General features: G+C 37.2%; 34 protein-coding genes. 14 read left to right on the top strand and 20 right to left on the bottom strand.

The features are described from left to right. Positions 1 to 76: 76 nt before the first annotated feature. From BQ3481_RS11205 to BQ3481_RS11175, 7 genes are all read left to right on the top strand, one after another. On the top strand, positions 77 to 2392 hold the full coding sequence (locus BQ3481_RS11205) for a sensor histidine kinase (RefSeq protein WP_162287767.1): 2316 nt from the start codon (positions 77 to 79) through the stop codon (positions 2390 to 2392). After that, positions 2385 to 2780, top strand: coding sequence for a hypothetical protein (locus BQ3481_RS11200; protein ID WP_157928335.1), 396 nt, complete (start codon positions 2385 to 2387; stop codon positions 2778 to 2780). Before BQ3481_RS11205 ends, BQ3481_RS11200 begins: the two co-directional genes overlap by 8 nt. A gap of 311 nt (positions 2781 to 3091) precedes the next feature. Further along, on the top strand, positions 3092 to 3424 hold the full coding sequence (locus BQ3481_RS11195; protein WP_157928334.1) for a hypothetical protein: 333 nt from the start codon (positions 3092 to 3094) through the stop codon (positions 3422 to 3424). Between the two features lie 416 nt (positions 3425 to 3840). Next, a complete protein-coding gene (locus BQ3481_RS11190) occupies positions 3841 to 4074 on the top strand; it encodes a hypothetical protein (protein ID WP_157928333.1) in 234 nt (77 codons plus the stop codon). Beyond that, the gene (locus tag BQ3481_RS11185; RefSeq protein ID WP_157928332.1) at positions 4075 to 4329 is read left to right on the top strand and encodes a type II toxin-antitoxin system RelE family toxin; all 255 of its coding nucleotides are present in this window, start codon (positions 4075 to 4077) and stop codon (positions 4327 to 4329) included. A gap of 232 nt (positions 4330 to 4561) precedes the next feature. Continuing rightward, positions 4562 to 4783: a type II toxin-antitoxin system HicB family antitoxin gene (locus tag BQ3481_RS11180; RefSeq protein WP_157928331.1), complete on the top strand. Its 222-nt coding sequence runs from the start codon at positions 4562 to 4564 to the stop codon at positions 4781 to 4783. A gap of 3 nt (positions 4784 to 4786) precedes the next feature. Continuing rightward, the gene (locus BQ3481_RS11175; RefSeq protein ID WP_157928330.1) at positions 4787 to 4948 is read left to right on the top strand and encodes a type II toxin-antitoxin system HicA family toxin; all 162 of its coding nucleotides are present in this window, start codon (positions 4787 to 4789) and stop codon (positions 4946 to 4948) included. A gap of 117 nt (positions 4949 to 5065) precedes the next feature. On the opposite strand, the gene BQ3481_RS11170 is transcribed toward BQ3481_RS11175, so the two are convergent. Beyond that, entirely contained in the window at positions 5066 to 5854 is a 789-nt protein-coding gene (locus BQ3481_RS11170) for a nucleotidyl transferase AbiEii/AbiGii toxin family protein (protein WP_157928329.1), read from the bottom strand. Continuing rightward, positions 5838 to 6434, bottom strand: coding sequence for a hypothetical protein (locus BQ3481_RS11165; RefSeq protein WP_157928328.1), 597 nt, complete (start codon positions 6432 to 6434; stop codon positions 5838 to 5840). Before BQ3481_RS11165 ends, BQ3481_RS11170 begins: the two co-directional genes overlap by 17 nt. Before the next feature lie 623 nt (positions 6435 to 7057). Between BQ3481_RS11165 and BQ3481_RS11160 the strand changes: the two genes are divergently transcribed. Together BQ3481_RS11160 and BQ3481_RS11155 are read left to right on the top strand one after the other, a co-directional pair. After that, the gene (locus tag BQ3481_RS11160; protein ID WP_157928327.1) at positions 7058 to 7675 is read left to right on the top strand and encodes a class I SAM-dependent methyltransferase; all 618 of its coding nucleotides are present in this window, start codon (positions 7058 to 7060) and stop codon (positions 7673 to 7675) included. A 45-nt stretch (positions 7676 to 7720) separates the two neighbouring features. Beyond that, positions 7721 to 8026 carry a rhodanese-like domain-containing protein gene (locus BQ3481_RS11155; protein WP_157928326.1) on the top strand — a complete coding sequence of 102 codons (306 nt, stop codon included), beginning with the start codon at positions 7721 to 7723 and terminating at the stop codon, positions 8024 to 8026. 309 nt (positions 8027 to 8335) lie between these two features. On the opposite strand, the gene BQ3481_RS11150 is transcribed toward BQ3481_RS11155, so the two are convergent. The 5 genes from BQ3481_RS11150 to BQ3481_RS11130 form a co-directional block, all read right to left on the bottom strand. Then, a complete protein-coding gene (locus BQ3481_RS11150; RefSeq protein ID WP_157928325.1) occupies positions 8336 to 9184 on the bottom strand; it encodes a ZIP family metal transporter in 849 nt (282 codons plus the stop codon). Positions 9185 to 9272: 88 nt separating this feature from the next. Next, a complete protein-coding gene (locus BQ3481_RS11145; protein ID WP_157928324.1) occupies positions 9273 to 9839 on the bottom strand; it encodes a hypothetical protein in 567 nt (188 codons plus the stop codon). Between the two features lie 232 nt (positions 9840 to 10071). After that, positions 10072 to 10491, bottom strand: coding sequence for a hypothetical protein (locus tag BQ3481_RS11140; protein WP_157928323.1), 420 nt, complete (start codon positions 10489 to 10491; stop codon positions 10072 to 10074). Between the two features lie 45 nt (positions 10492 to 10536). Then, complete coding sequence (locus BQ3481_RS11135; protein WP_157928322.1) at positions 10537 to 12135, bottom strand: P-loop NTPase family protein; 1599 nt, start codon at positions 12133 to 12135, stop codon at positions 10537 to 10539. Then, positions 12135 to 12692 carry a hypothetical protein gene (locus BQ3481_RS11130; RefSeq protein WP_157928321.1) on the bottom strand — a complete coding sequence of 186 codons (558 nt, stop codon included), beginning with the start codon at positions 12690 to 12692 and terminating at the stop codon, positions 12135 to 12137. Before BQ3481_RS11130 ends, BQ3481_RS11135 begins: the two co-directional genes overlap by 1 nt. Before the next feature lie 303 nt (positions 12693 to 12995). Here BQ3481_RS11130 and msrB point away from each other — a divergent pair, with 303 nt between their 5' ends. Continuing rightward, entirely contained in the window at positions 12996 to 13373 is a 378-nt protein-coding gene (gene msrB / locus BQ3481_RS11125) for a peptide-methionine (R)-S-oxide reductase MsrB (protein ID WP_157928320.1), read from the top strand. Between the two features lie 245 nt (positions 13374 to 13618). Beyond that, entirely contained in the window at positions 13619 to 15016 is a 1398-nt protein-coding gene (locus tag BQ3481_RS11120; RefSeq protein ID WP_157928319.1) for a coiled-coil domain-containing protein, read from the top strand. Here BQ3481_RS11120 and BQ3481_RS11115 read toward each other — a convergent pair. The 4 genes from BQ3481_RS11115 to BQ3481_RS11100 are packed head-to-tail and all read right to left on the bottom strand — an operon-like array spanning position 15013 to position 19226. Next, positions 15013 to 17031 (bottom strand): cellulose synthase family protein, encoded by a 2019-nt coding sequence (locus tag BQ3481_RS11115; protein ID WP_157928318.1) that lies wholly within the window; start codon positions 17029 to 17031, stop codon positions 15013 to 15015. The two genes, BQ3481_RS11120 and BQ3481_RS11115, sit on opposite strands and share 4 nt — an antisense overlap. 51 nt (positions 17032 to 17082) lie before the next feature. Next, a complete protein-coding gene (locus BQ3481_RS11110) occupies positions 17083 to 18036 on the bottom strand; it encodes a 4Fe-4S dicluster domain-containing protein (RefSeq protein ID WP_157928317.1) in 954 nt (317 codons plus the stop codon). 37 nt (positions 18037 to 18073) lie between these two features. Continuing rightward, positions 18074 to 18406 (bottom strand): hypothetical protein, encoded by a 333-nt coding sequence (locus BQ3481_RS11105; protein ID WP_157928316.1) that lies wholly within the window; start codon positions 18404 to 18406, stop codon positions 18074 to 18076. Then, positions 18384 to 19226: a sulfurtransferase gene (locus tag BQ3481_RS11100; RefSeq protein ID WP_157928315.1), complete on the bottom strand. Its 843-nt coding sequence runs from the start codon at positions 19224 to 19226 to the stop codon at positions 18384 to 18386. Before BQ3481_RS11100 ends, BQ3481_RS11105 begins: the two co-directional genes overlap by 23 nt. Before the next feature lie 89 nt (positions 19227 to 19315). Between BQ3481_RS11100 and BQ3481_RS11095 the strand changes: the two genes are divergently transcribed. Together BQ3481_RS11095 and BQ3481_RS11090 are read left to right on the top strand one after the other, a co-directional pair. After that, entirely contained in the window at positions 19316 to 20131 is an 816-nt protein-coding gene (locus BQ3481_RS11095; protein WP_157928314.1) for an NAD(+)/NADH kinase, read from the top strand. After that, a complete protein-coding gene (locus BQ3481_RS11090) occupies positions 20121 to 20639 on the top strand; it encodes an NOB1 family endonuclease (RefSeq protein WP_157928313.1) in 519 nt (172 codons plus the stop codon). The genes BQ3481_RS11095 and BQ3481_RS11090 overlap by 11 nt, the downstream gene beginning before the upstream one ends. Here BQ3481_RS11090 and BQ3481_RS11085 read toward each other — a convergent pair. Genes BQ3481_RS11085 through BQ3481_RS11045 form a run of 9 tightly spaced genes read right to left on the bottom strand, consistent with a single transcriptional unit; the run spans position 20586 to position 25872 of the window. Then, complete coding sequence (locus BQ3481_RS11085; RefSeq protein WP_157928584.1) at positions 20586 to 21341, bottom strand: sulfurtransferase; 756 nt, start codon at positions 21339 to 21341, stop codon at positions 20586 to 20588. The two genes, BQ3481_RS11090 and BQ3481_RS11085, sit on opposite strands and share 54 nt — an antisense overlap. A 43-nt stretch (positions 21342 to 21384) precedes the next feature. Next, positions 21385 to 22071 carry an ERCC4 domain-containing protein gene (locus BQ3481_RS11080; protein WP_157928312.1) on the bottom strand — a complete coding sequence of 229 codons (687 nt, stop codon included), beginning with the start codon at positions 22069 to 22071 and terminating at the stop codon, positions 21385 to 21387. Positions 22072 to 22098: 27 nt separating this feature from the next. Next, positions 22099 to 22494: a prefoldin subunit beta gene (locus tag BQ3481_RS11075; protein WP_157928311.1), complete on the bottom strand. Its 396-nt coding sequence runs from the start codon at positions 22492 to 22494 to the stop codon at positions 22099 to 22101. Between the two features lie 23 nt (positions 22495 to 22517). After that, positions 22518 to 22760: a KEOPS complex subunit Pcc1 gene (locus BQ3481_RS11070; RefSeq protein ID WP_157928310.1), complete on the bottom strand. Its 243-nt coding sequence runs from the start codon at positions 22758 to 22760 to the stop codon at positions 22518 to 22520. Next, positions 22747 to 22962 carry an eL43 family ribosomal protein gene (locus BQ3481_RS11065; RefSeq protein WP_157928309.1) on the bottom strand — a complete coding sequence of 72 codons (216 nt, stop codon included), beginning with the start codon at positions 22960 to 22962 and terminating at the stop codon, positions 22747 to 22749. The genes BQ3481_RS11070 and BQ3481_RS11065 overlap by 14 nt, the downstream gene beginning before the upstream one ends. A 1-nt stretch (position 22963) precedes the next feature. After that, positions 22964 to 23767 carry an exosome complex protein Rrp42 gene (rrp42, locus tag BQ3481_RS11060; protein ID WP_157928308.1) on the bottom strand — a complete coding sequence of 268 codons (804 nt, stop codon included), beginning with the start codon at positions 23765 to 23767 and terminating at the stop codon, positions 22964 to 22966. Between the two features lie 2 nt (positions 23768 to 23769). Next, entirely contained in the window at positions 23770 to 24498 is a 729-nt protein-coding gene (rrp41, locus tag BQ3481_RS11055) for an exosome complex exonuclease Rrp41 (protein ID WP_231911804.1), read from the bottom strand. Beyond that, positions 24467 to 25168 carry an exosome complex RNA-binding protein Rrp4 gene (rrp4, locus tag BQ3481_RS11050; protein ID WP_157928583.1) on the bottom strand — a complete coding sequence of 234 codons (702 nt, stop codon included), beginning with the start codon at positions 25166 to 25168 and terminating at the stop codon, positions 24467 to 24469. Before rrp4 ends, rrp41 begins: the two co-directional genes overlap by 32 nt. Then, on the bottom strand, positions 25168 to 25872 hold the full coding sequence (locus BQ3481_RS11045; protein ID WP_157928306.1) for a ribosome assembly factor SBDS: 705 nt from the start codon (positions 25870 to 25872) through the stop codon (positions 25168 to 25170). Before BQ3481_RS11045 ends, rrp4 begins: the two co-directional genes overlap by 1 nt. Positions 25873 to 25942: 70 nt before the next feature. Between BQ3481_RS11045 and BQ3481_RS11040 the strand changes: the two genes are divergently transcribed. After that, positions 25943 to 26578 (top strand): DNA-directed RNA polymerase subunit D, encoded by a 636-nt coding sequence (locus BQ3481_RS11040; protein WP_157928305.1) that lies wholly within the window; start codon positions 25943 to 25945, stop codon positions 26576 to 26578. Positions 26579 to 26600: the final 22 nt, after the last annotated feature.

The raw sequence follows: 26600 nt of genomic DNA, 5'->3' as shown, positions 1-26600 counted from the left end.
TAATCAATTTATCGTTATGATGTTGAAACAACCTAAATTTTTAAAGTATACAGTTGCCAGTAAACTGCCCAAACTATTGGGAAGAGAATCAGTTTCAACCGAAATTCAAGCATTATTTGAATTAGTAAAAAATTCTTATGATGCAGATGCGAAAGCGGTTACCATAAAATTCAATCATGTTGAACTTCTCAGTAACGCTGTTAATGCTCTTGACCGTAGATACAAGATTTTATTTACAAAACTAAAAAATGAAAAACCCGATGCTCCGGTAAAAGAATTGGATGATTTAGTAAAAAAGGATCCATGGTACGTAGTACAATACAATCTTGTAGAAAAATATAAAGATCAAACAACAATCATAATTGAAGATACTGGTAAAGGTATGACACTTGAACAGATTCGCGACAAGTGGATGAAGATCGGGGTTAGCAAAACAGAAGACGAACTGATAACGGAAAAAAATCGCCGAGTAATTGGAGAAAAAGGTGTAGGCAGATTTGCGGTAGAAAGGTTATCACATAGAACAATTTTACATTCAAAAACAAGAGGTTCAAAGTACACCACAATAGTCGATAATAATTGGGATGAATTTGAAAAAACAAAAAAATCCTTCGATAAGATCAAGATTCCAATAGAATATTCACCTAAAAATGAATCAGAACAGGGACTAAAAATTGAATTACTAAATCTTAGAGACATATGGACAAAAAATAAAATTACTAAAGTTCTAGATGAATTGTCGTTACTAGTATTACCTGAAGAAATAGATCCTGATTTTCCATTTAAAATAACTGCAACATATGAAAAAGGAGGAAAGACGGTAACAGTTGAAGTGAAAGGCGGGATACTAAAAAAAGCTCCGTATCATTTCATAGCTGAATTAACAGGGGATTCTTTGATCCGTTTCACCAGTGCAGAATATAGAAAGGAATCAATCATCCCAAATGTTAGAGGAGTAAAATACGAATTACTTGAAGAGTTTCCATTTCTAAATGAAGAGAAAGAGGCTGCAATGGCATTATGTGGACCTGTCAAACTGACTTACTACGGATTTCCCTATGATCCAACTGGTAGACCTCTCGGATGGACTGAATTTTATGGAGAAACAAAAGTTGCAACAATACGTGAAGATGTCAAAAAATATGGCGGTATTCGAATATATCGTGATGGTTTTAAAGTCAGACCATATGGAGAATCTGGAAACGATTGGCTGGGATTGGAGTCTCGTGCAAGAGCTACTGCAGGAAAACTAGCTAATGACAGTGTAATAGGATGGGTATCAATTACTGCTAAAAATAATTCACAGATCATGGATACAACAACAAGGGAAAAAATCATAGAGAATAATGCATTTGAAGACTTGAAAAGATTCGTGCTACAAACTCTTCATGAATATTACAAATTTACTGAAAAATATAGATCAGATATTGTTGCAAAGCAAACAAAAAAAGAAATACCAAAATTCATAATAAAAATCAGAGACCAAGTAGTCAATAATGCCAAAATTCCAATCATGGAAAAACAAAGTATTCTTTCTACTTTGGATCAGATTCAATCACATTTTGTTGTAGAGGGAGAACGTGTCAAACTAGAAAAAGAAGCAATGATGGATGAGAAGGACGCATATAGAAATTTAGCATCAGTCGGAATTACTACCGGAGTGGTTGCACATGAGGTCAGGGATTATCTGCGTTCAATTTTATCAAACAGCGGAACTCTGAAGAGAGAATTAAACAAACCAGAAATTAACAAAGAGATTATGCTAAAAAGCTTGGAATACATGGAACCCTCAATTGTCAATCTTCGCAACTATATGACATTGATTGGCTCATTTACCTCAGCTATGAGTAGTCGAAAAAAAGAATTCAGACGTAAAAAGGATATTAATTTATACAATGAGTTGGTTTTCATTAAAAATTCATTGCGTGGAATATTTGAAAGATGGGGCATAAATTTCATAATTGACATACCAAAGAATCTACCCAAATTAAGAATGTTCCAAGCGGATCTGCAATCCATCCTGTTAAATCTCATATCCAATTCCATTAAATCATTAAAACTATTGGCTGATGATAGAAAAAAAATACTAGATGCCAAAAAAAATACTATTCGTATTTCTGCCGCAGTCGATAAAAAATACGTATACATCAAATTCAGTGACAACGGAATTGGGATTCCTCAGATGGACCGTAAATTTGTTTTTGAATTATTTTGGACCAGAACCGCAAACATGGAATCAGTCAGAGCTGGTAGCGGATTAGGTTTACCAATTGTAAAAGAAACAGTAAAAGATTATGGCGGTGAAATAACTATCGAGGATGAATCAGAATTCAAAACCGGGGTAACTTTTAAGATATCGCTTCCCGTGGAAAAGGTACTTAGAAATGAATGAGATAGTTGTCGTATACATTGAAGATCAGGATGAAATGATAATGGGTGCAACCTCATTCTTTTCCACAACTGAGTTCAAAATAGTTTTTATTAAAAACATAGAAGGCCTCGATGATGCAATAATGAATAATTCTCCAAAAATAGTAATTTCGGATGATGACATAAACGGGAAGAAATATGCAACCGATATAGCGGAGATAGTCAGTAGCCACAGAAAATTTAAAAAAATAATTCTGATCGGGTGTAGTGCATATGCAAATGCACCCGGACTTGAAAAAGAATATCAAAAAGTGGGATTCGATAGATTTTTTGATAATGATGGTTCTGAAGAACATATGAACATTATTGTAGAGTATATGCGAGAACAATTAAAGAAAAATAAAATGTAATAATTTTTCAAACTGCTTATCATGTGTCTACGCTCCAGTTGTATAGATCAAATTCATGGTTCCATATGGCAAATAAAACATCACTTTGCCAGAACTCAGAGTCACTAAGCATATGAATGTCTAATCTTTTTGCAAAAGGTTTATCATTTCGAATTACTATTTTGAATTATAAAATTGGAAACATCCACTAAAAACTTGATTTTTGGCATGGACTTGGACCCGTTCGGAACTGCAAACCGGCAACCGCATTTCAAATCGGGTCTGAGATTCGCCTTTTTTACTCAACTTTCTCTTAAGATGGAGTCAAAAAAATGAAGATATTGCTCAAAAACTCACCCTACAAGGATCTAAAAAATAACCAATTCAAACTTTGGGTAGAGAATCTTGAAAGAGGAAGTGTGATAACAGATGCAGAATACTTTAGACGAATAGGACACATATGCAAGACATTTGATACAACAACACAAAAGTTTGCAAGATTAAATGACAAAGCTGCTAGCAACTTTCTGCTCCAAGTCATAACTCATTTTGAAAACAAGAAAAGTGCAGGCACCAACATCAAGGGATATGTCAGAGCACTGAAGAGATGGTGGAGTTTCAATGATATAGAAGTAAGAAAGAAAATTAGTAGGCGGCTCCAATGATTATTCGAAATACGAGAGCGAGCGAGTCCCAACTACGGCAGAACTCCAAAAAGTTCTAGATGTTGCAAAGACCATAAGATAATTGGTTGTAACAAACACCTGTCTAAACGTTGTAGTTGTTTTACAAAATGATATACGTTCATGAAACAAGTTCTACAGCCTTCAGTAGTATAACAATAAATAGTCTTCACATGGGTATGCCCAACCCTCGATTAACTAGTATATTATCAAGTTTTGAAAAAACATCTAGCTAGCTTGTTTACTGGAAACATTTTGTAAACAAACTCATAGATCTCATCTTTTGTCATGTCCCTATTTTCATTATACGGCAAACAGACTAGGATTGAAACCTTCGTTCTTAATTTGTGGCGATCTATTTTTATACCATAGTATACCATGGTATAATGCAGTATACCATGGAACAAAGCACGATTAAGCTTTCTAAAAAGCTCAAAAATGATCTCAGAAAACAAATGAACCATCCTGGCGAAACCTACGAGATGGTGATTGCTCGACTTTTAAAAATTACTCAGGAAGGCGATGTACTAAGTGATGAGGTAATTAGAAATATTGAAGAAGGTATTGCAGACATCAAAGCAGGACGTGTATATACATCAGATCAAGTAAAAAGGAAATTAGGACTAAAGTAGATGGCATGGGAAGTTATTTGGTCTGAGAAATCCGTTAAACAATTAGAAAGAATAGACAAGAAGAATGCTCAGAAGATTTATGATTCAGTGTTAGATTGTGTTGAAGATCCATTCAGAGCCGTGATAAGACTAACCAATTCGCCATTTTATAGACTACGTGTGGGAAATTACAGAGTAATTTTGGATTTACAGCAAAGCAAGATGATAATCTTTGTTGTAGAGACTGATCATAGAGGTAAAATTTACAAGAGATAATTCTGAACCAATTTTTTTATGAAAAAATTCCATGGACCAGATGGTTACCATGAAATCAGTTGTAGATGGTCCTTCAAAAACAGGGCCCGTGAAAACAGATGTTAGCTGGTCCGGGGAGTTACAGGTAAAAATTTACTCGAGTCACGCTAATTCAGCTGAAATTAAAGGTAATACATACCAAGTCAAGATTGCGAACAAAATACACTAATTATAATATCATGTTATGACAAGTATGGAGATATCTCAGAAATCAAGAAAGTTTACCATTCTTGTAAACAAGGAAAAAGAGGGCGGCTATAGCGGCCAGTGTTTGGAGATTCCAGGCGCAATTAGTCAAGGTGAAATTCTGGAAGAGCTAAAAATCAACATGGCTGACGCAATTAATCTGGTTTTAGAATACATCAAAGACAGAGCAAAGAAAGAAAAAAGTAAGATCATGGAAATTACAACCTAAAATTTGAGTTTACGAAATCATCGTTTTCGTGATGTTCTGAGGGTTTTACACAAACATGGCTTTGTAGTAGACAGACAAAGTGGCAGTCACATTCAGCTTGTGCATAAAGACGGCAAGTATGTCACTCTGCCACGACAAGATCCAATCAAGGAAGGGGGACTTTGAGATCCATTCTTTTTCAGGCAAAGATTTCAAAAGAACAATTTTTGAGAGAAGTTTAAGCGGGTTCGGTTACCGCCAGAACTGTAGTGGGCACCAGTCCCAGACTTTTTTAACAATAAATTACTTTGTTAATTCTCCAATTACCATGATTATTTCAGCTTTGTCTATTCCAGTGACTGCAGATACTTGGGAATAATCCTCATCTGTAAATTTTGATATCGTATCTACAATTTTTTCCCTTCCCAAGATGGCAGTAACTTCTCTTTTCAATTCTGGGAGAGTCTTACTGGAATACCACAGAAGTGCATATATGTCACAGATGTCCTTTATTCTCTTGTCATCTTTTGTTCTGTCCGGTGCAGATTTTAACTTTGTAGAGACCAAGATTTCAGGGGCTGGCATCTTGAATGTGCCTCCAAAATCACTCAGCGAGATGAACCTTCCATCCCTGAAAACATAAGATAGTAGTTGCTCATCAAGCAATGGAAAACCTAGAACCTTTTGTGCGTTGGCATGAGGATTATCCGACATGGTATCTACGTACAATTGAAATATTTCATACGGTCGTTTCTTCTTTGCCTCTGCTTCAGTTATCTCCCTCTTCGTATCCATGTCATAGTATTTTACTAGTCTAAAACCTACGCCCACAAACCCCCTATCCTTCAAGATTTTTACTGACTGCGCAAGTGCAGAACTTTGTAATTCAGCTGTAGACCACTTCAGTTCCACATGAAACCCGAGGTCGATGTCTCTTGAACCTAGATAATTTCTGCCGTTGGCCTGATTGAACTTTTCATTTACCGTTAGATAGACAGCCCATCCTCCAAGAAGACATACAGGTTCCTTCATATTCGAGAATACTGCTGTAAGATGCTCTTGCGATATCTTGGTTTCATTGTCTGGATACAATGTCTTTTTCCTCCTTTTCCAACAGCATATCTGCTGCTTCCGCAGCAACAGCACCCTCTGTCAACAAATCCACTATCAATTGCGGTATTGACACTATACTTAGTCCTTCTTTAACAATCGCGTTGTAAAAGACATGTTTGTCTGTCATTAACACTCTAACATTTCCTTTTCCAACAAGCCCATTTTCCGAAAGAAGTTTGTGCCATTTCGCAAGATCGTCAGGATCTATGTAAAAATCAACTCTGGAAGGGAACAGGTATTTCTGTACCAGATTCTCCGCAGAGTATGTTGTCAGAGCATATGTCATATCGGTTTTCTTGAGCAGTTCCAGCGGATCTCTTATCATGTATTCTCTCTTTTCTGGCGTCATCTTCCAGTTTTTCCATAGTAGAATGATCTTGTGGTAATCCTTGACTTCAGTTCCCTGTACGCTTCCTTCCTTTTCCAGCCTTCTTAGAATTTTGATTACCCATGCGATATTTGCTTGGGCCTCTTTTGTAATCCTATATTTTGTCAGTCTTTCCTTGTAGTGATTTAGTAGTACTCGCAGAATTCTTTCTCGTACGTATCCCCTCTGCATTTTAACACCTATTACTATTGTTTATATACATACCAAATTAGTAATATATTACTAAACTACTTAATATTTAAAGTTAAGTAATATAATGGCCCTGTAGTCGTTATACGAAATTTTTAGCTAGATAGTGCTACACTTCCCATGGTTAGCCTTAGAGTCAATGGTTAAAGCTGCCCACACAACTATACACAACGACGAAAGAATAGGAAGGTTCTATTCCAGATTGGACAACTTGTGGCGTAGGTAATGAGGTGGATGGAGGTTCATTGATTGAGGTGAAGATCACATAGGAAATAACAACTGCTATTGCAACTTAGGATTACATTTTTTTTCATTTATTCTGACATCTTGGACCCCTTTTATGTCTATAAAAGAATCGTGTATCTTTCTTCTAGTTTAAAATTTTTTATGGACTGGTGTGAGACAGGTATTATAAAGTTCTTGTTAAGGGTCCAATGTTAACATCATTTTATTTTTATGAATATGATAGGTGCGGGCCGGGGGGTTACCGCTAGAATTGTTGTAGTGGGCACCGTCCAAGATTTTTTATTCATGCATTAAGAAATAGAAACCCAATTGGATTGCCGTACCGAAGTAACAAATAGTCAATAATCTGTAATCGTTGCATGGACAACATATGGGATGACGTCTATGCAAAGGATGCTGCATTTTTCGGAGATGAGCCAAGCAATTTTGCAATCACATGTTATGATACTATGAAGAAAAATGACCTAAGAAATGTATTAGAAATTGGATGCGGTCAGGGACGTGATTGCCTATTTTTTGCGTCTAAAAACTTGAAAGTTACTGCAATGGATCATTCTCAGATTGCAATAAATGGTTTGCTTGAAAAATCAAAGCAGAAGAATTTACACGTAAATGCACGTGTATGTGATATGAAAAAACCATTACCTTTTGACGATGGCATGTTTGATGCAGTATATTCCCACATGCTATTTAGTATGAGGTTCACAGCTGATGAATTACGATTTTTATTTCAAGAAGTTAATAGAGTGTTAAAAGGTAACGGATTTCATTTCTTTTCTGTGAGAAATCACAATGATAAATTCTATGGCAAAGGAATCAAGATAGATGATGAGGTGTACGACATCAATGGATTTCAGATTAGGTTTTTTACTACACAAGATATAGAGAATCTCGTCAAAGGTTTCAAGATATTTGAGATCAAAGAAGAATATGAAGAGCCTGCTACACTTTATCTTGTTACCACTAGAAAACAATAGTAAATTTGGGATTATGTTTAAATCCATTTTCAAAGGATAGAAAATATGGCAGACACAATTAGTGCAGAAAAACTTAGAGAACAAAAAGATGAGTTTGTTATAATTGATGTTCGTGAATCAGACGAGCTTGCTGGAAGGCAGATTGATGGCTCAATAAACATTCCATTAGGTCTTGTCATACGCAACGCAAGACAGGGAAAACTTGACCACCTAAAAGGTAAAAAAATAGTTTGTCATTGTTCAGCTGGATATAGAGGAAATATTGCATCTGAAGAACTTTGTAAATGTGGCATACAAGCAGTAAATCTAGAAGGTGGATTTGAGGCTTGGAATAAGTTAAATCAAAAATGATTCCATGTTTGTCAAGTGTTGAATTTAACCAAACCCTCTTTGATCTTCAAAATCAAAATTAGATAGATGACAAATTAGTGTGATTACTATGGTTCCCGCGCAAACTGTTGTGACGAGTCCTTTTGAACTCGTTATTTTGCTATTTAAAAAAATCTACGGGCCTCCTCTGAAATTTTCATGGCTTGGTTGTACACTACCTGCTCTGACGTGTTGAGCATAGTCCTGCCGTCGTAATCAATCCACTCTTTGCCACATCGACTGGAGTCGTGTATGGGTCTGCGGAAAATTCAGCGATGATGTGTGTAACGGTCAAGCCCCGCCAAGCGAGACTATAAGGTCAGTGCCAAACCCTGCAACTAGACCGAAAAGAATTCCAACCATCAGCACCGTGTTGGTTGTCTGTTTTCTTCCGGCGTTGTACATCAGCATAGAGACATAGATCAAAGCGCCGCCAGCAACTGAGAGAAACAGTATGTATAACACAGGAGAATACCAGAGGCTTCCAAGAACCGTTCCAAGGAATGTAGGACCCCCACCAACAAGACCTGCTGTCAAGAGAAACCTCATGCTTGGTTTTTTTATGAGATTCGTTAATGGTCCAGCTATTCCAAAACCCTCTGTTGTATTGTGAGCTCCAAATCCTATTATCAGAAGAACTGCAAGACCGATCTCTCCTGCAACATAAGACTGGCCTATTGCAAGGCCCTCGCTAAAGTTGTGCGCTCCTATTCCTATTGCAATCATCATTGCAAGCTTGTATGCACTCTCTTTGTGGAAGAGTTGTTTGAGGTGGTCGTCTCCGGCTTGGATATTTTTTAGCGACAAAATGTTCGGAACAGACCTTCGCATTATTCCAGACTCGTATAGCACCAGACCCAAGAGCCCAATTGCAACTCCTCCAAACAAGACTAGAAGATCAATTGTTGCGTCTCCAAGCGTTCCTTTTCCCGAGACTGCATCTTTTGCAGCAGTCTCTGCAGCCTCCCAGGACTGGCTGAAGACGTCAATTATGAGAAAAACCAGAATGCCTATTGCAAACGCGTTGAGAAATCCCTTGGTTCGTAAGCTGACGTTTTGAAGTATGGCAAGAGGTAGTCCTAGAAATATAGTGAATCCAGCTATTGCTCCAAGTATTAGAATTTGTGTATAGTCAATCAAACAATATCATCACTGACTGGAATTAGGACAACCTAATCTTCAATTTAAATGACTTGGGTGTTCCAAGAACATGGAATAATAAATAGAGTTAGTGTAGCCTGTGTTTGAACTTGTTTCTTCCTACCATGATCACCAGTGCTGAAAATGCGGTTGCAACAGCAATTGATGAACCGATTGGAAATTCTGGGATCGCCTGGGTGCCAGTAATGACAAGTGTAGTGGAATCTGGTATGTTGTTACTTTTTACAAAAGAGCTTGGCACAGTGATATGGATTGCTGTGAACGAACTATTCATCTCTGAGATTGCTTTTACCGGGATTCCTCCAAGACTAACGGTAAGATTACCGCTCAACAGATCAGTTGGTATTGCAACTTCATAATGCACAAAATCTTGCGATGATATTCCTGAAACGTCAAAGCTTATGCTCTTCTGTTCCTCGCTGAACCGCGGGTTTGCCGGAAGTTTTCCGGTCGAGCTTATCGTCATGTTGAAATGTTTTTCTCCGGCCATCACGTCATACGACATCTGGCCCATTGCCATGCTTCCCATACTTTGGTTAGACATTCCAGACATGGAACTTTGCGCAAATGCAGGGGATATAGATACGATTGTGATAATAGTTAGGATAACAGATATCGTGCCAGTTTGTTTCATAGCTGCTGGATCATCATTCCAATCTTATAAATTGTTTATCTTTTGTCAAGTAACCAGTTTTTATAATCAGAGAACACAACCACAGCAGTGGCAAAATACCGAGTCAAATAGATTCTAGTTCCTTTGGGCGGATCAAAGAACTCGTTCGGGGCTGCACACCGGCAACCGCATTGTATTTCAGACTCCTTATGGTGTGAGACCTCTTCAAAGCTGTATACTTGTATATCGGCATTTACTTATGCAATCCCTTTCTGATTATTTCCAATGCATTCTGAGCTCTTTCAGGTTTTGGCAACTGTATCATAAACACATTAGAGTTTCCATATTGCGAATTAGAAGATAAGGCAAGCAATGCAGTTTCCGCTAACGCCTCAAAAAAATCCACTGCCTCATTTGCATATATGAGAAATTTTTCTTCAATGTTTCCATATGAGAATTGCAATGTAATCCTAACAAAAACATGGCCAAGACCATCTTGCAATATGTTAAGATTTGTCTCAACAGAAACCGGTTTTCCTGCAATGACTTTCATCACATCATCAAATTTTTGACCAGGCACAACAATACAGGGCACCTGTTTTCCTTCAAAATCAAACAATGTCACATCCTTGTGTCGTTGCAAGAGAAGCTCTTCAAGCTCGTTGTTTACCATAGAAGAAATATGCGTATGACTTTTTTAAAAAGATAACCGATAAAATCAGATGATGCTTAGAGTTTTTGCCAAAAGTTCTATTCTCTCATTATCTTCTTCTGTGATTTTTTTGCCATTATACTTGTTATTGAAGTATATCAAATCCACTACTTTGGACTTGTCCATGTTTACAACTGTGGCATTGTATGGAGTCTGAATTTTTTTGTTTGTAAGTATGACTAGCCTATCCACTACTGCGGATTTTGACATATCTGAGATTTGTTCCAGGTCAGGAATACCTAATTCATCAGCAATCACGGCCAATCCAACTTTTGATCCAAAGTTGTCTTGATAAACTGCATCAAGAAGTAGATTTTGTTTCTCTAGTTTTTGTATAGTACCCATTTTCTGGGCAAAAACAGTGAGACTTTTTACTGCGTTTTTGATTTCCTTTTCATCATTTCCTTCATTTCTTCGTATTGTCAAGAAATCAGATATTGGTATATTCATTATACTTCCCCTCACTCTAAGTCCTGGATATGATTGCCTTATCGCGTCATCAATTACATATTCATCAATTTTTTTAGAATCTGATTGGGTTGCCTTTTCCATTGCCTGGTACAAGATATTGATGACAGAGCGTACATTTCGAAATTCTGCAAATTCATCATACAAGACCTGGATTTTTTCATTTAATTCTTGTTGCTCTTCAGATCCAAATTTGCCATTTTTATCACTGTGTTTTATGTACTCTGTAACAATCTCGGCAAGTTCGTCTTTAGAGTTTGATCCTGCCAGATCTATTTTGTAATTTGCTTTTTCTAGCCTGTCAAAAACAGACGGATTAACGTTTTGAATCTCCAAATAGCCTGATGGCGTGGTTATCAACAATAGCACAGATGCTGGAAGATGAGCATTTATCACACCCTTGACGAATTCAATTGAATCCTTATTTCCATCAAGCTCATCTATTTCAAAGACTAGAACTTTTCCCAAGAATCTGTGAGTCAGTTTAGATAGTGAGGACAGCATTCCGATTAATGTTTCCAAATTTTTAATTTCATCAAATGAATTAGATATAACATTTTTAATCAAGATAGATTCATGATAGTCAAATTTGTGAATTAGAAATTCAGTCAAGTGTTCTAAAGATACAGACTGTTTTCCAGATAGTACATACTCAGTTTTTTCTTTTATCGTCATGCCAGTAAGTTTATTTACAAATGTATAATCAAGCGCCTTTTTTGCAGAGTTATCACCTTGTTCCGCATTTTCTCTCAGATAATTCAAGAACTTTGATCGTAATTGTACAAAGAATTCATTATCAAATCCCTTCAATATTGCATCATAAATTCCCGATACAGTCTTTGGCGAAATTGTAGACAAGTCAACATAGGAACATTCTGCATTATATCGACCTTTGAGACTCTTGACATGTAGAGCCAAGTGAGTTTTACCAGAACCCACGTCTTGTACAACAGTGATTACACGAAAGTCGCCATTTTCAGCAGTCTTGCCCTCTACTTTTCTATTTAGTTCCTTTATGCATTCAACCACTGCAGCTTTTGCTTCTTTGTGTCTTTTGCCTCCAAGTATCTTTGCATCTTTTTCCGTGGGGGTCGGACTACTTGGATATGGATTTAGATCTAAATTATATGGATACATTAGATTTTCCTCACATAACCATGAACTAGTCCACGCATCACAATTCCTTCTTGACCTCCAGATGATACTTCATACCTATCTTGGTGATTCTCAATCAGGCTTGTTGTCATTTGGTAGAATTTTTCTTTTGATAGATTTTGATTCTCACAAACCTTTTCTCTGATTTTATTGAATGGAATCCATCCAATAGATGTAGAAGATTCATTTAATGAACTGTTAAAGACTCCTTCAAAATCATCATTTTTATGTGCATCGTCGCGTAGCGAAGATCGTTCCAGTTCTTCTTGTAAAACATCTGCATGAGCCTTCACTTTTGCAATGGATTGGTTCACACCTGCTAACATGTTAAGCATTAGTTTGAATTTTGGATCGTTTTGTGTTACATGCTGAACATAATTCTCTTTTGTCCATACAAAGTATGCCACGCCTTTTTTTTCAATAAAGATTTTCTCATCTGCCTTTAATTCCTCAAGCATGCTCTCACAGTCTTTTCCAAATATTTTTTTCAGATCAGCCTTCTTTACCCCACTTATTCCAGAAGCGCTGATTTTCTCCAATATTTCCTCTTTCACATACAAGGCTCTACAAAATTTTATTTAATATCCAAGGTGACATAGGATAACAATTTGGTGAAGATTTGTTATCTCTGATATGAACAGGCGCTACACATAAGAAATCGCCCCAAAAATGCAGATCAGTCACAATATAAAGCATAATAAGATAAGGTGTCATTGCAGAATGATGATTGGGTATTCTGATATCATTTGATGAATTATACCTGGGGTATCTGACTGCACGAAAAATATGAGACTGGCATATTAACTCAAGAATTAAATCCTAAATGACCCAATAGAAGGACATTGGAACCACAAAATGATTCATGGAAAGACAAACTTACCTCGGAACAATATTTTGTGTGTAGAATGAAAGGTACAGAACCGCCTTTTACTGGAGTGTATCATGATTCAAAGGAAAAAGGGATTTACAAGTGCCTATGTTGCGGAACCGAACTATTTAGCTCAGAGACAAAGTTTGATTCTGGAACCGGTTGGCCAAGCTTCTGGGAATCAATTGCAGACAATGTAAAGACAGAAGAAGACACAAGCCATGGCATGTTAAGAGTTGAGGCATTATGCAAGAAATGTGACGCCCATCTTGGGCACGTATTTGATGATGGCCCAAATCCTACAGGTTTACGATATTGCATAAATTCTGTTTCTCTGAAACTTGAAAAATAAATTATGTATCAGGGTAATAGCAAAGTTACCTTGTTATTAATAGTACCGTATGATACCGTAATATATGTTAAATTGCGAATTTTGCCCAAAACAGTTCTTTGAAACTGCAAACGGGTTGGTAGCAAAGACATTTCATGAAAGTCTTCACGATCCAGAATTAGTGAATAACTAAGTCTGGTTCTTTTTTTGTACCATACAAAATCAAACCCTAACTCTTTTATCGGTTGCCTTCATTCTAATTTAAAGTGACTAAAGCAAAACGTGCAGAATCAAGACCAAAAGATTCTACACATGATGTTGTCAAGAAAATGTCTTCAATTTCAGACGCTACCAAGACTCTGGCTTCTGAAGTGAAAACAATGTCAAAAATATTTGCAGAAAATCAAAAAATCCTAATCTCCCTTAAAGACATGATATCATCAGTAAACTCTGCATTAGATCAGATTCAGAAAAATTCTAGACAAATAAACATAATTGAAGAAGATACACAACGCCTGTTTTCTGGGATGACCCAAGTCAAAGCACATTCTAACTTGATAGACAAAATAAATAATCAAATAAACAAACTGCAGGACCACGTAGAGAAAATTCGAGACAAACAAGAATCTATGCCAGATACTAATAAAATCATGCAAAGTATTGCAGATAATCTAGACTCTACTAGAAATAATACCAAAATGATAATGCATGTATCAGAAAAAACGGAGAAGGTACGTGAAGAAATTAAAAATGTAATGACTAGTTCAGAATCATTATCTAATATCAGTAATGAAATAGAGGAGTTACGAAAAAATACAAGCGACATATCAACCAAAACAGAGTCACTTTCCAACCTACATCAAGAGATTGAAGAGGTAAGGCAAAGTACGAAGGAAATAGCCTCAAAAACTGAAAAAATGTCAGAATTAGAGGGTGCCATATCAAATTTGAAAGGTGAGATTGGTACCATATCTACAAAGACAGATTCCATATCAGGGTTGAGTTCTCAAATAAGAAATGTTGGTTCTGAGATTGATTCATTGATAAAGAAAACAGATTCCTTGTCTTCATTCGGGGATGACATTAGAAACATCAATTCTGAGTTTATCAACTTCAAAGAAAACGTGATTAACAAGAGTAACAGTCTTGATGAAAAAATATCAGATTTTGCAGAACTGCTCAATAAAAATTCGGCATCAATATCAGAGTTTAACAAGAAAACATACGAGATTGCACAACAATTACAGGATGTTCGCAATGTTACTCACAAGACATCTCAAAATACATCACATGAGGTCATGGGTCTGCTCCGCTTGTCAGAATTCCAGTCAAACATTAGAATGCGTTCTGAATCAAAATATGGCACATTAGAGGACATAGAGAAAATGGTAGTGCAGACTAGAGACATTGTGAATCTGTTTGATCGAATTTCTATCGAAGTAGAATCAAAGATGCCATTGCCTATAGAGGTAAAGCAATGGAGCATCTCCAAAATTCTTGACTGTGCAGACAGATGGGAAATAAGGTTTACAGATGTATTCAGACTTTTGATTACAGAACTTGGTTCAGACATTGTAAAAAGAACAATTAGAATAGAACAGGTTCGTGATCTTTTCGGAATACGAGCAGTAGATGAAATAAGACGTGAATTGAATATTACCTAGCTTTCATCGTCTTTGTCAAGGCTCTGTTTTTTCTTCTTCAAAAGTGCAAAGATTCCAATAATTACTGCAACCCATACAACACCAAATAACATGTTAGAAATGCTGACGTACATGTATGGCGTAGCATCGAGTAAGTTGAATGTTATAGTAGTAGCTTGAGAATGAATATTCAGCATTCCAGTGTGAAATGCGGCAGTATCTGCAGAAGTAGTCGAAACTTTGTCAAGTGTAGACGACATCGTACTAAGATCTCTTTGCATCATCCCAAAGTCTGTATCTTGTGTAGGAAATATCCAAACAGGGTTCCCAGACTTTGGAAGTAGTTGTTGTACAGTTTTGATATCATTGGCAATGATTTGCGGATCAGATGTAGCCTGAATTCTACTTAGAATTCCCCTAGATTGATCAAGCGGATAAATGGTACTTCCATATTCTTCAAAGGCCATGACCACACCTATTACGATCAATCCAAGTATACCTGCCAATGCTAGTTTATAGTAATTGTTTGCCATTTTTTCTGCCTTTGATTCGACTCTACCTCTTGATTTGCCTTTTTTAAATGTTGAATGCGAGATGCTAAGATATGCGATGTAAAGAAACCCAGCTACCTGAATTCCTATTATTGGTACGAATATAGGATTATTAGAAAATATTGCGACAAACATGCCGACTATTCCGTACACACCAAAAAATATCTCAAGAAGAGTAGTTTTTGTAAATGGGAGAGCATAAGCCTTGTCTCTCCAATCGTCATCATTTTTTATTATTCCAAATTTCGGTGTACGTAAAAACTCATTTTTTTTTCCAAAGAGTGCATCAAAAACTGCCACGGTATTGTTTACAGACATGCCAGCAGAATAGATTATCAAATACAAATAGGAAAGTGTCTTTGATCTCCATTTTTTTGCATACATTTGTTGAATGACCAAGATGTATGCCACAGGTCCCATTGCCAAGTAAGCAACTATTGTGAGTGCTGGCAAGCCACTTATCACATAGAGATTTATTTTTGAAGCCAAAAGTATTGGTAGAATTAAAAATTGTGCAAGAACTAGCGGATGTACAATATGTCGTGTGAGTTGAACAAATGCCTGAATTTTTGTGTCGACAGGTATTTTCTTTATTGCAACATCCCCAAGTAATTTGACTGCACACTGAATGGAACCTTTTGCCCATCGAAATTGCTGCCTTTTTGCCGAATTCATCTGCACCGGAAGTTCTGCGTCTACTACAATATCAGGAATAAAGACACATTTCCAACCTTTCATCTGTGCTCTATAACTTAGGTCTAGATCTTCAACCAGTGTAGCAGTGTGCCACCCTCCAGCATCCTCAATGCACTGGGTTCTCCATATACCAGCAGTACCATTAAAACTCATAAAGAGATGAGAATTGCTTTTTGCTTTTTGTTCCACCAGGAAATGAAAATCAAGGCTGAGGGCCTGTGCCTTTGTCAGTGGGGAATATTTCTCGTTAATATGGCCCCATCTACATTGAACCAATCCAATGTTTGAATTAGAAAAGTATGACAAAGCTTTTTTGAGGAACCATGTTGGAGGAATAAAGTCGGCATCAAAAATTGCAATAAAGTCACTCTTTGCAAACTTCATTGCATTTCGAAGTGCACCTGCCTTGTATCCTTTCCTGTTTGATCTTCTTATATGATGGATGTCAAATCCTTTGTTTTTGTAATTTGAAACTAGATTCTCAAGTAGATCATACGTCTCATCAGTAGAATCATCAAGTACTTGGATGCACAGTTTATCTTTCGGATAATCTAATGCACAAACTGCATCAACCAATCGAGAAGCAACATATTTTTCATTGTATATCGGGAGTTGAAGCGTGACGGTCGGAGTCTCGGTTAGTTCTATAGAACTATTTTTTTTATGGCGCCTGGCAATTACAACAAGATAATAAAAATTACAAGTATAGAGCGTGATTATCATTGCCATCCCAATGAAAACATTCCAGAGAAATTGTGTTAAGGTATTAGGAAGAACGTGTGTAAGCATTTGGAGTTTTTCAACTCTAGAGTCTTTATAGCCGTACCGCTAAAATTTTCATTATCCTTTCTTGGATATTTTTATTGCTTGAACTGGGCATACGTTTTCACAAGCTAGACAGAATATACAATCAGGCTCTCGTGCCATCAATGGTTTTTTATCAGAGGCTGGATTTCCTGCAAACTCGGCCCATTCGTAAACTTTTACAGGGCATGCATCTATGCATGCACCATCACCTACACAGATGTCATAATCAACTGAAACAAATTCTCCCCAAATTCCAAGTATTTCGTTACCCTTTCGTTGACCAAATACTTTGATCTTATGACTAGATGGTGCAGTGAAGGTCTCAACAACTTTGAGTTTTGATTTAAAGTCAACATCGATTGGACCTGGCTTGGCTCCAGAAGGTGTTTCAGGTTCTTCTGCTTGTGCAACCTGTTGTCCAGGCTGCGGAGCTGCCGGTTTTGGTTTTGGCTTTGCATTAGGAACTATTTGAGCTAATGGAGTCATTTCTTCCAAGGTCTTCAGAGCTTGCTCTTGTGACATTTGTTTTATTTTTACATCGTGCTCTAGCATTTTATCAGCAAGGACACTATTTCGTAAAATTGTATCAATTATCATCTTTGCATTTGCATCGGCTTTCTTTCGATAATCTTTAACCCAGAGACCATCACCATATTTTTCAACCGGATATATTTGATAGATCATGTCTACTACTTCTCCAGTTACTATCTCAACCTGAACCTCGAGATCTATAGACTTGTATCCCGAATCATCTGGATCTGGCAAATTTTCTTCTTTCCAGCGATATGTGGCATAAATCCTGTCAGCAAATTTATCCATTTCAAAGACTTTCTTAAACCCAGAAACAATAGAATCAATTTCATAGCTGTCTTCAAGTTTTATAGGAAGACGATAAAGACCAAGTTTGTAGCTGTGTAAAGGATAGACTCCTCTTTTTGATGTGGCCGATTGAACTGTATACACTTTATCCTTCAACAGGAGTGACATCTGTTTAGTGTAATGAAAAAGAGTTTAAAAATGCTTCCTAATAATCAGGACAAGTCTCTTCTCGGATCTTTCTATATCGCTGTTCTATCTCAGTTGCATATCCTAGTACGTTATCAAAACCATACTTGTCCCTTGGAAAATACCACCGGATTACCACCTTATGCCCTATCCCATCCATATCATAGATCATCCCTTTATCCGAATAGACACCATACTTTTCATCAACCGATCTTTCTTGTACAGTCAGACCACGTTTAGTCTTGTCTTCCAGTATGATGTGATTTGGATCATCAAGTATGGTATAGAATATACCTTTTTTTAGAATTGGCAGTTCTTGGCCTGTTTCGTTATTTTTCGATTGGGTTTCCAATCATATTACCCCATTCAGTCCATGATCCATCATAGTTTCTAACCTGAGGATATCCAAGTAAATATTTAAGAACAAACCAAGTATGCGAAGATCTCTCTCCAATTCTACAGTAACATATGACATCCTTGTCTGGTGTAATGCCTTTTGTTTCATAAATTTTCTTTAGTTCTTCCACGGATTTGAAAGTACCATCAGTGTCATTTACTGCACTGGCCCAAGGAATATTGCGCGCATTTGGAATGTGTCCCCCTCTTTGAGCATGCTCCATTGGATATTCTGCAGGAGCAGTTATTTCGCCTGAGAATTCTTTTGGTGAACGTACATCAACTAAGACTGTATCTCTTTTGTCAAGTGACCTTCTTACATCAAAGAGATATGCACGGAGTCCTTCATTTGGTGGCTGTGCAACATAGTTTGTTTTTTGTATTTGTGGTTCATCCTTTGTATAAGATCTGCTTTCAATTTCCCATTTTTTTCTTCCACCATTCATTATCTTTACATTTTCATGTCCATAATACTTGAATATCCAAAATACAAACGCAGCAAACCAATTATTAAAGTCACCATACAAGATAACTTCAGACTGTGTTGTTATTCCATTTCGTGACAACAAGTCCTCAAACTGGGACTTGTTGATTATATCTCTGGTGATTGGATCGTTAATGTCACGCTTCCACCAGATAAGACTTGCCCCTTTCAGATGTCCTTGTCTGTATGCGTTCTCAGGATCATAGTCCACTTCTACAATTTTTAAAGAGTTATTGCCCAGATTTTTTGATATGGTTTCAGTGTCAACTAAAACTTGTTGTACAGGATTCATTTTGTCTCTATCATACTAGACTCGAAAGGTCCTTAATATTTTATGCTCATCAGATGCTTTTTAAGTGAAATTAAAATTAGTAATTTCTATTGGAACTACACAATGTTGCACTAGTAAGCAAAGTCGGTTCAAGTGAATCGGAGGATGCAGTGAAAAAAGTTGCGAGAAAGCTACTTGCAAAAAAAATCAAGGTATACACTGTTTCGCCTGTGGATGTAGATGGAGCCAGAAAAATCAATGATTTAGAAGATCTCAAGACCACAAAACTTGACTTGACAATCACCTTGGGGGGAGATGGAACAACTTTACGAACTTTCAGATATTTAGAAAACGAGGTACCAAATCTTGCAATAAATGTCGGGGGAAACAGAGGCATATTATCAGAAATAACACTTCCTCAAATCGATACCGCCATTGAACAAATTATTGCAGACAAGATTTTTTTTGACAGGCGAACACGGGTGGTTGCTTCGTGTGGAGGACAAGACTTTCCTCCAGCATTAAATGAGATTTACATCAATAGGCAAAATTTGACAAAGACATCATTGTTTGAGATCAAATTTCAAAGTGATACAGTAACACAGAAAATGGACGGAGTGATTGTTGCAACTCCAAGCGGTTCAACGGGCCATTCATACTCACTAGGAGGTCCAATTCTTCATGAAAGTTTAGACGTCCTTATCATAACACCGGTTGCACCAGTCAACAAATTACCATCAATTGTGGTTCCTGATGAAAAAATTGAGATCACAAGTAATCACGATTCAAACATAATCATGGATGCCCAAGTGATCAAAACTGCTAGATTTGACGAGGTGATAACCATTAGAAAATATAAGAAACATGCAGTATTTGTAAGACTGAAAAAACAAGGTCTAAGACAGATGAGTAAGCTTGGTTTCTAGAATACTAGATGCCACCTCATTTTATGCAGGAGTTCCATTTTCTTCACAAGAACAAGGATTTACAACTCCTCTAGTTTTTGAAGAGATCAAACATATTAAAAAAAGTCATGATGCAGTACAAACTCTCATCGATTTAGGCAGATTAAAGATTATAGAGCCAGAAGAAAAGTTCACCAGTATTGTTTTGGAAAAGTCAAAGCAAACAGGAGATCTTTCTGAATTATCAAAAGAAGACATATCGGTACTTGCATTGTGTGTGCAGTTAGATGGCGAATTAGTGACCGATGATTATACTGTATCAAATGTTGCCAGACACTTGAATTTCAGAGTCATCCCAATAATGACCAAGGGAATATTCAAGGCGTTGGATAGTGTGTATTCTTGTCCGGCTTGTAACAAGAACTTTGAGAAAATGTCAGATTGTCCAATATGTGGAAGTAAATTAAAGAAAAAATCATCCCAGAGTAAGTCTTCTTCCAACCCAGTCCGCAAAAGATCCATCATATAGCTTTACGTTTTCATATCCAGCTAGTCGTAATTGGGTAAAAACATTTGCGGCCCTATGTCCAAGTGCACAATAACATACCAGTTCTTTGTCTTTAGGTATTTGTTGCTCGTTAAAAATCCTCAAGAGTTCATCTTTGTCTTTAAAGAGAGAACCATCATCTCCTACACCATCAGTAAAAGGAAAAAGTATTGAATATGGTATCCTACCTGCCATGAATTCTTGAAGAGATCTAGTGTCAATAGTGATGACAGTATCAAGTTTTTTATAAAGTTCCTCTGCTTCAATTCTTATCAAAGAATTTATTTTTGGAATAAATGTTGCACCCGTAGGTTTTGGAATGTCTCGGGTAATTGGAAGACCTTTTTTCTGCCATGTTGTCATTCCAATATCAAGAATTTTTGTCTTTTCGTGCCCAAAATATAAAAATGTCCAGGCTATTCTGGCAGCAGAAGGATCCAGATAGTCTCCGTATATTATGACAGTTTTTGATTCATCAATCCCAAGTGAACCAAACAGAGTTGCCGCTTGATCATTTTCAATTACAATATTTGCTCCATACTGATTAGTTTGTACAACTTTTTCAATTCCCAAAGGCTGAGAGTTTGGAATATGTGCATATGAATATGGAACATTCCCACGAGAATCCAGTATCACGAGATCCGGATCATTGTAGTGTTCTGCCAACCACTGATGTGAAGACATCAATTATTTGATTAGAATGCTTGGGGCATATTTGAATAATCTGTCATACATCATGTAATGTTTTTTGATCAGTCTTTTTTTCATCCTTGTTTTTGGTATCAAGTATTTTACGTATCTTTTGAGCTCGAGATTCTCCCATTCCATTTATTTTTGACAGTTCTACAGATGATGCATTCAACGAATTGCTCGTAGAGCCAAATTTTTCTAGCATCCGTGTAGCAAGTTTTTCTCCGACACCAGGCAGACTACACAAAATTGATAGTTGCTGCTGTTTTAGATCACCAGATTTTCTAATTTTTTTAAGAAATGGTCCCTTTACTGCATCCTGTCTTGCACACATGGATATCAATAGTTTAGCTGTATGTGATGCATTAGGAGTTGGTATTACAGGTATTTTAAAATCCAATATTACAGAAGACAGCGCACCATAAAATACGAGTGGATTTTCTGTAATTTTGTCTATTTCGTCAACATTTCCCTCAATTACAATGGCAGGATGCTCAAAGTGTTCTTTTAGTCTACTACATTGATCAAACAATCGTCCGTCAAAAACTGACGAGATAAAGTCATTAACGCTTTTTCTTTCCACTATGGTTTCAGGTGCAACAATATAGTCTCCCACAGGCAAAGTCATCATCTCCACTTTCACACCAATGTTTTTTATTAGATCAGGTATTCCGCTCTTTCTTTCCCTTTCGTCAATTACCATTCGAAGATCGTTAATTTTCATTAAATCATCATGTTTCTGTAAAATATTTTATTTAGGAACATCTGTCTTTTGCGGTCCTGGCGGTGTAGTAGGTCCTCTCAGCATTTCCCGTATTTTGGTTTCGGCTTCTTTGAGGTTTTCTTTTATTCTTGATTCCTGTTTGGACAACACTGTAAGCCTCGTATTTGCAAGCTCTTTTTTTTCTTCTAATTCTGAAAGCAATACAGCCTTGGTAGACTTGACAAGAATTGATCCTGCTGTTTTGTAAACAATGTCATCATCAGTTGCCTTTTGTAGAACTTCAAGTGCTCGCTCAGTTTCCAAATGTTCCGATTCAAGATGTTGTTTCTGCATCATTATGGATTGGAGATTTTGTTGCAATTGCTGCATTCTACCTACCTGTTCCTGCAACCATGGAGGAATTTGTTGTTCTCCTACAGACATGACTGTCTGACCATCTGTTTTGCTTATATCTTTACCGATTCAATCGAGTCATTACTTGCTTGTACAAGTCTCAACGTAGAATTCAGATTGGCACGTAGGTGTGAAATTTCTTGTGCATCAATCATAATCATTATTTTTTTACCAAGCAAAAAATTTGTTTTTGTCGGATTCTCGTCGTAAAATTTGTTATCAGTTTCAACAGAGTGAAAAATTGATTTTGTTCTTTTTCCAGCAGAAATTTCTATTTTGGCATTATAGTTTGACATCGTATGCCAAGCCTGCTACTTTAAAATTGCATTTTTTACAAGCCCAGATTCCTACTGCCTCCCTTCCAAATCTCTCAGAACCACACTCAGGGCATTTTCTCTGTGCTTTTAGTTGCCTATGTATTGAGGTGTATTTTTTTCTTGGTTTGAGACCATATTTCTGACCAAGTCCTTTGAGCGAGGAAGTTTTACTTTTTACCATTCTACATCAACTGCTCAAATTGCTTCCTTATTTTCCTTCCTACAGTAAGTGCCATTTCAGAGCATCGTAAGAGCTGCTCAGCAGTAAATCCGTCACTTCCTCCCTTTTGTACAGCACAAATATTTCCATCAGAATTGGTTGTAATTGTAATTCTTGCATCCATACAAGATTCCTCATCCCTAGTGGGATCAATAACAATATAGTCACCAATTCTTGCCATGGTGACAGATACAGGTAGTGTCTTTATCGGAGGTTTGGATGTTACACCCTCTACAAGAACCGGCACCTCATTTTCTATTTTATATTTTGGAACAGAACAAGAAAGAATACCAGCTACCGATGCATAAGAACAGGCATCAAATAGATTTCCACCAGAATCAATCACGCTGCTATCAATGAACATTCCAATAACAGATTTATTTTCAATTAAAACTAGTTGATGTAAATCAATCATTTCAGTTTCTCTTATTCCCCTGTCAACAACTCGCGCAAGTTCGATGACTTCCTCATTTGGCGGTCCAGGCTCTGCATTAGGATCTGCAAGTGGTAAGATTTCTGCGGTGCAGATAAGAATTCCCTTGTCTCCAAGATCTGGAAACGGTTTATCAGGTTGTATTTTTACGCCGGTTATAATTTCAGTATCTCCTAATTTTACTCTGGCAGAACCATTGGCCTTTGGAATAACCCCTGTTTCGATAACTAGTGGTCTTTGTTCATCAAGTGCTCTCCCATCAATTCTTTTCCCAGTCTTGAGGAGATCAAGAATCTTATCTCGTTTTAGTTGATCTAATATTAGAGAATTCAATTTTATTGCTCACCGTTTTGAAAGTATTTTTCCATTAATGCTTTTCGTTGAACTTCATAAACACGTTTGCAACCTACCAGAGCAGTTTGCATGCATGTTTTGAACTCTTCTGGTTTTAGTATACCATCAAGCTGCAAAAGTGTAATGTTTCCCATATTTGGCATCAATGCCACTGGCATGTCTGCCTGCCCTTCCTGATCTTCTTCATTATTTACATCTAAGACTATCCTGTCTGCTACCTTACCTGCTGCACATGCAGATACCAAGTCGCGCATTGGTATACCGGCATCAGCAAGAGCAACAGCTGCTGCATCAAGTGCAGCACATCTTGAGCCACCATCTGCTTGAAGAACTTCGATGAATACATCGATTACAGTACGTGGATAGTCTTTTAGTATTACCGCAGGTTGCAATGCTTCCTTGATAACTTTGGAGATCTCAATCTCTCTTCTCGATGGAGCAGGATTCTTTCTTTCTGTTACAGAGAAAGGAGACATGTGATATCTGCAGCGAAGAATTCCAGAATCTGGATTTGCCATATGTTTTGGATGAACATCTCGTGGGCCAAAGACTCCTGCCAAAATCTTATTTTTTCCAAATTCAATATATGCAGAACCATCTGCATTCTTTAGTACTCCAACTTTGATAGAGATGTTTCTAAGCTCGTCTAATCTCCGTCCATCACATCTAATTCCATCTTCAGTCATTAATTGTGTCATTATTTTCACCATCTGATACTCCAAGCATGGATTTGACTCTTTCAGTCAAGTTCGGCGTATGCGCAAGAGCATCAATCATTTTCACTGCTTCTACTGCCTTTAATAATCCCTCGGAATCTTCACAGGATATTACTATCCATCCGTTTTGACCTATTGTAATAATTGCTTTAGTAGCCATCTCTATTGTTTGAATCATAGAACCGCGTTTACCAATCAGTCTAGGCACTTTGCTTGGCGATATCGTAACTAGCTCACCGGATTCGATCTTGCCAAGATCTCTGTCCTGTACTGTAAGAAGAGGATCTCTCGATCTATCAAAATTAGCAATTCTGGTTGCAACCAAATCACCAATATCGAGTCTTTGTTTTAGCTCATCCTTAGTAGGAGAATAGTCTCGACCAAAAACATCTTGGGCAGGTAAAAATCCAACAAAACACGAGTTTATGTCAAATTCCCAAGAGAGGGGCGAGGTTCCAATTACTTTGCCAATGACCAAGTCATTTGTTTTTGGCATATATCCTCCAGTGAGAGGAATCACTTTAACAGAATTTTCAAAAATTTCAGATATCCCAATGCACGTTGAAATCATTCTATCGCCATCTTGATACACGTTTTGTTCAGGTCGTAAAGGCCCAGTTGCTATCACATCACCTGGAATAACGTATCTTCTTTTTACATCCATCATTTTGCAACCTCAATAGAAGCAGTACCTTTCGTTACAGAACCTAACCTATCCATTACATTTGCCCTTGCCGCCGCCGGTATATCTAGTATTACTTTAAGTGAACCGTTTGCTTGCCATTCTTCTTTTTTTAAAGTTCCAAATGACTTTAAGACAGAATAAGATTGAGCAGCAAATTGTGCTGGCACCAAAATTTCAAGGAGCATGTTTTCAGATTTTAATGGAATTATAGAACGAATCTGTTCAATTATTTCTTTGATCTGCTCATCGGTATTTTTGAAGGGATCAATTGATACCCTTGCATCATCCATAGATTGTTCTATTCTAAGGGGCGGATGTGGCAGATGTGATCTTGGATCTACATATGTTTTAGAGATAAAATCCACTATCTGTTTACGTTTTTCAGAGACCATTTTTCTTCGCTGATCCGTAGTAAGATTCAGATCCCCTTTCTGAAGCATTATGGTTGCAACCACAGTTGCATCAGTAGTTTTGAATGCCTTCATTAATTTCTCGGTAGATGCTCTAGTGCCTTTATTAGAATCAGAGTAAATCTCATCGGAAATCATGATACCTGAAATATCCTTTCTCTTGCCTAGCTTGAACTCCAAGGCAGGATCTGGTTTTACCAATATCTCAAATTTTTCGCCCTCTACTGAAAATCTGACAATTGTTACTTTAGTATCCACAATTGAGGTAATCATGCTTGGTATTTATCTATAAAGAAAAACTCGCTAGATTTTTATTTGGAATTTCAGTCCTTTTTCGTAAGATTTGACTTCTTTAGAGATTGTACAGGAAAGTGGTAACAATATGGTTGTTAAGCTAAAGGGCATACCTGTTCAATATGCTAATGCGCTTAGACGAATTTGCCTTGCAGGGATTCCCACATTCTCTGTTGACGATGTCATAATTATCGAGAATTCATCAGTCCTGCCAGATGAGGGAGTAGCCCACAGGCTTGCAATGATGCCGCTTAGAACAGATCTTGAAAGATTTGTGGAACCAGCAGCATGTGATTGCCACAGTGAACTTGGCTGTAGTCGATGCAGAGTATTGCTCATGCTAGATTCTGGTAATTCAGATACAACCCGTACTATTACCTCAGCAGAGATTAGTTCAGAAGACGAAGTTGTCAAGCCAGTCAGCCCGAACATTCCAATTGTTGCACTAGCTCCAAGTCAGAAATTAAAAGTGGAAGCATATGCAAGGTTAGGCAGAGGTAGCGATCATGCCAAGTGGAATTCCGCTACAGTTTCAGCCCTTACATCTACAAATAATCCCGACGAACATATTTTGACCATAGAAACTACAGGTAGTTTGACTCCAAAAGAAGTCCTACGTGCATCCATTGAAGAACTTGAAAAAAGACTAGGCGAATTCCAAAAGAATGTAGCCACACTTGATTGAAGCATATATTATATTTGGGTAA

This window comes from Candidatus Nitrosotalea okcheonensis (genome assembly GCF_900177045.1).
Taxonomy (GTDB): Archaea; Thermoproteota; Nitrososphaeria; order Nitrososphaerales; family Nitrosopumilaceae; genus Nitrosotalea; species Nitrosotalea okcheonensis.
The sequence above is the reverse complement of the archived record's forward strand: the minus strand, read 5'-3'. Positions and strand labels throughout refer to the sequence as shown.

Coding starts and splice junctions, on each gene's coding strand:
- BQ3481_RS11200 (WP_157928335.1), top strand. CDS start 2,385: ATGAATGAGATAGTTGTCGTATACATTGAAGATCAGGATGAAATGATA.
- BQ3481_RS11195 (WP_157928334.1), top strand. CDS start 3,092: ATGAAGATATTGCTCAAAAACTCACCCTACAAGGATCTAAAAAATAAC.
- BQ3481_RS11190 (WP_157928333.1), top strand. CDS start 3,841: ATGGAACAAAGCACGATTAAGCTTTCTAAAAAGCTCAAAAATGATCTC.
- BQ3481_RS11185 (WP_157928332.1), top strand. CDS start 4,075: ATGGCATGGGAAGTTATTTGGTCTGAGAAATCCGTTAAACAATTAGAA.
- BQ3481_RS11180 (WP_157928331.1), top strand. CDS start 4,562: ATGGAGATATCTCAGAAATCAAGAAAGTTTACCATTCTTGTAAACAAG.
- BQ3481_RS11165 (WP_157928328.1), bottom strand. CDS start 6,434: ATGCAGAGGGGATACGTACGAGAAAGAATTCTGCGAGTACTACTAAAT.
- BQ3481_RS11160 (WP_157928327.1), top strand. CDS start 7,058: ATGGACAACATATGGGATGACGTCTATGCAAAGGATGCTGCATTTTTC.
- BQ3481_RS11155 (WP_157928326.1), top strand. CDS start 7,721: ATGGCAGACACAATTAGTGCAGAAAAACTTAGAGAACAAAAAGATGAG.
- BQ3481_RS11145 (WP_157928324.1), bottom strand. CDS start 9,839: ATGAAACAAACTGGCACGATATCTGTTATCCTAACTATTATCACAATC.
- BQ3481_RS11140 (WP_157928323.1), bottom strand. CDS start 10,491: ATGGTAAACAACGAGCTTGAAGAGCTTCTCTTGCAACGACACAAGGAT.
- BQ3481_RS11135 (WP_157928322.1), bottom strand. CDS start 12,135: ATGTATCCATATAATTTAGATCTAAATCCATATCCAAGTAGTCCGACC.
- BQ3481_RS11115 (WP_157928318.1), bottom strand. CDS start 17,031: ATGCTTACACACGTTCTTCCTAATACCTTAACACAATTTCTCTGGAAT.
- BQ3481_RS11110 (WP_157928317.1), bottom strand. CDS start 18,036: ATGTCACTCCTGTTGAAGGATAAAGTGTATACAGTTCAATCGGCCACA.
- BQ3481_RS11100 (WP_157928315.1), bottom strand. CDS start 19,226: ATGAATCCTGTACAACAAGTTTTAGTTGACACTGAAACCATATCAAAA.
- BQ3481_RS11085 (WP_157928584.1), bottom strand. CDS start 21,341: ATGTCTTCACATCAGTGGTTGGCAGAACACTACAATGATCCGGATCTC.
- BQ3481_RS11080 (WP_157928312.1), bottom strand. CDS start 22,071: ATGAAAATTAACGATCTTCGAATGGTAATTGACGAAAGGGAAAGAAAG.
- BQ3481_RS11075 (WP_157928311.1), bottom strand. CDS start 22,494: ATGTCTGTAGGAGAACAACAAATTCCTCCATGGTTGCAGGAACAGGTA.
- BQ3481_RS11070 (WP_157928310.1), bottom strand. CDS start 22,760: ATGTCAAACTATAATGCCAAAATAGAAATTTCTGCTGGAAAAAGAACA.
- BQ3481_RS11065 (WP_157928309.1), bottom strand. CDS start 22,962: ATGGTAAAAAGTAAAACTTCCTCGCTCAAAGGACTTGGTCAGAAATAT.
- rrp41 (WP_231911804.1), bottom strand. CDS start 24,498: ATGGTGAAAATAATGACACAATTAATGACTGAAGATGGAATTAGATGT.
- rrp4 (WP_157928583.1), bottom strand. CDS start 25,168: ATGGATGTAAAAAGAAGATACGTTATTCCAGGTGATGTGATAGCAACT.
- BQ3481_RS11045 (WP_157928306.1), bottom strand. CDS start 25,872: ATGATTACCTCAATTGTGGATACTAAAGTAACAATTGTCAGATTTTCA.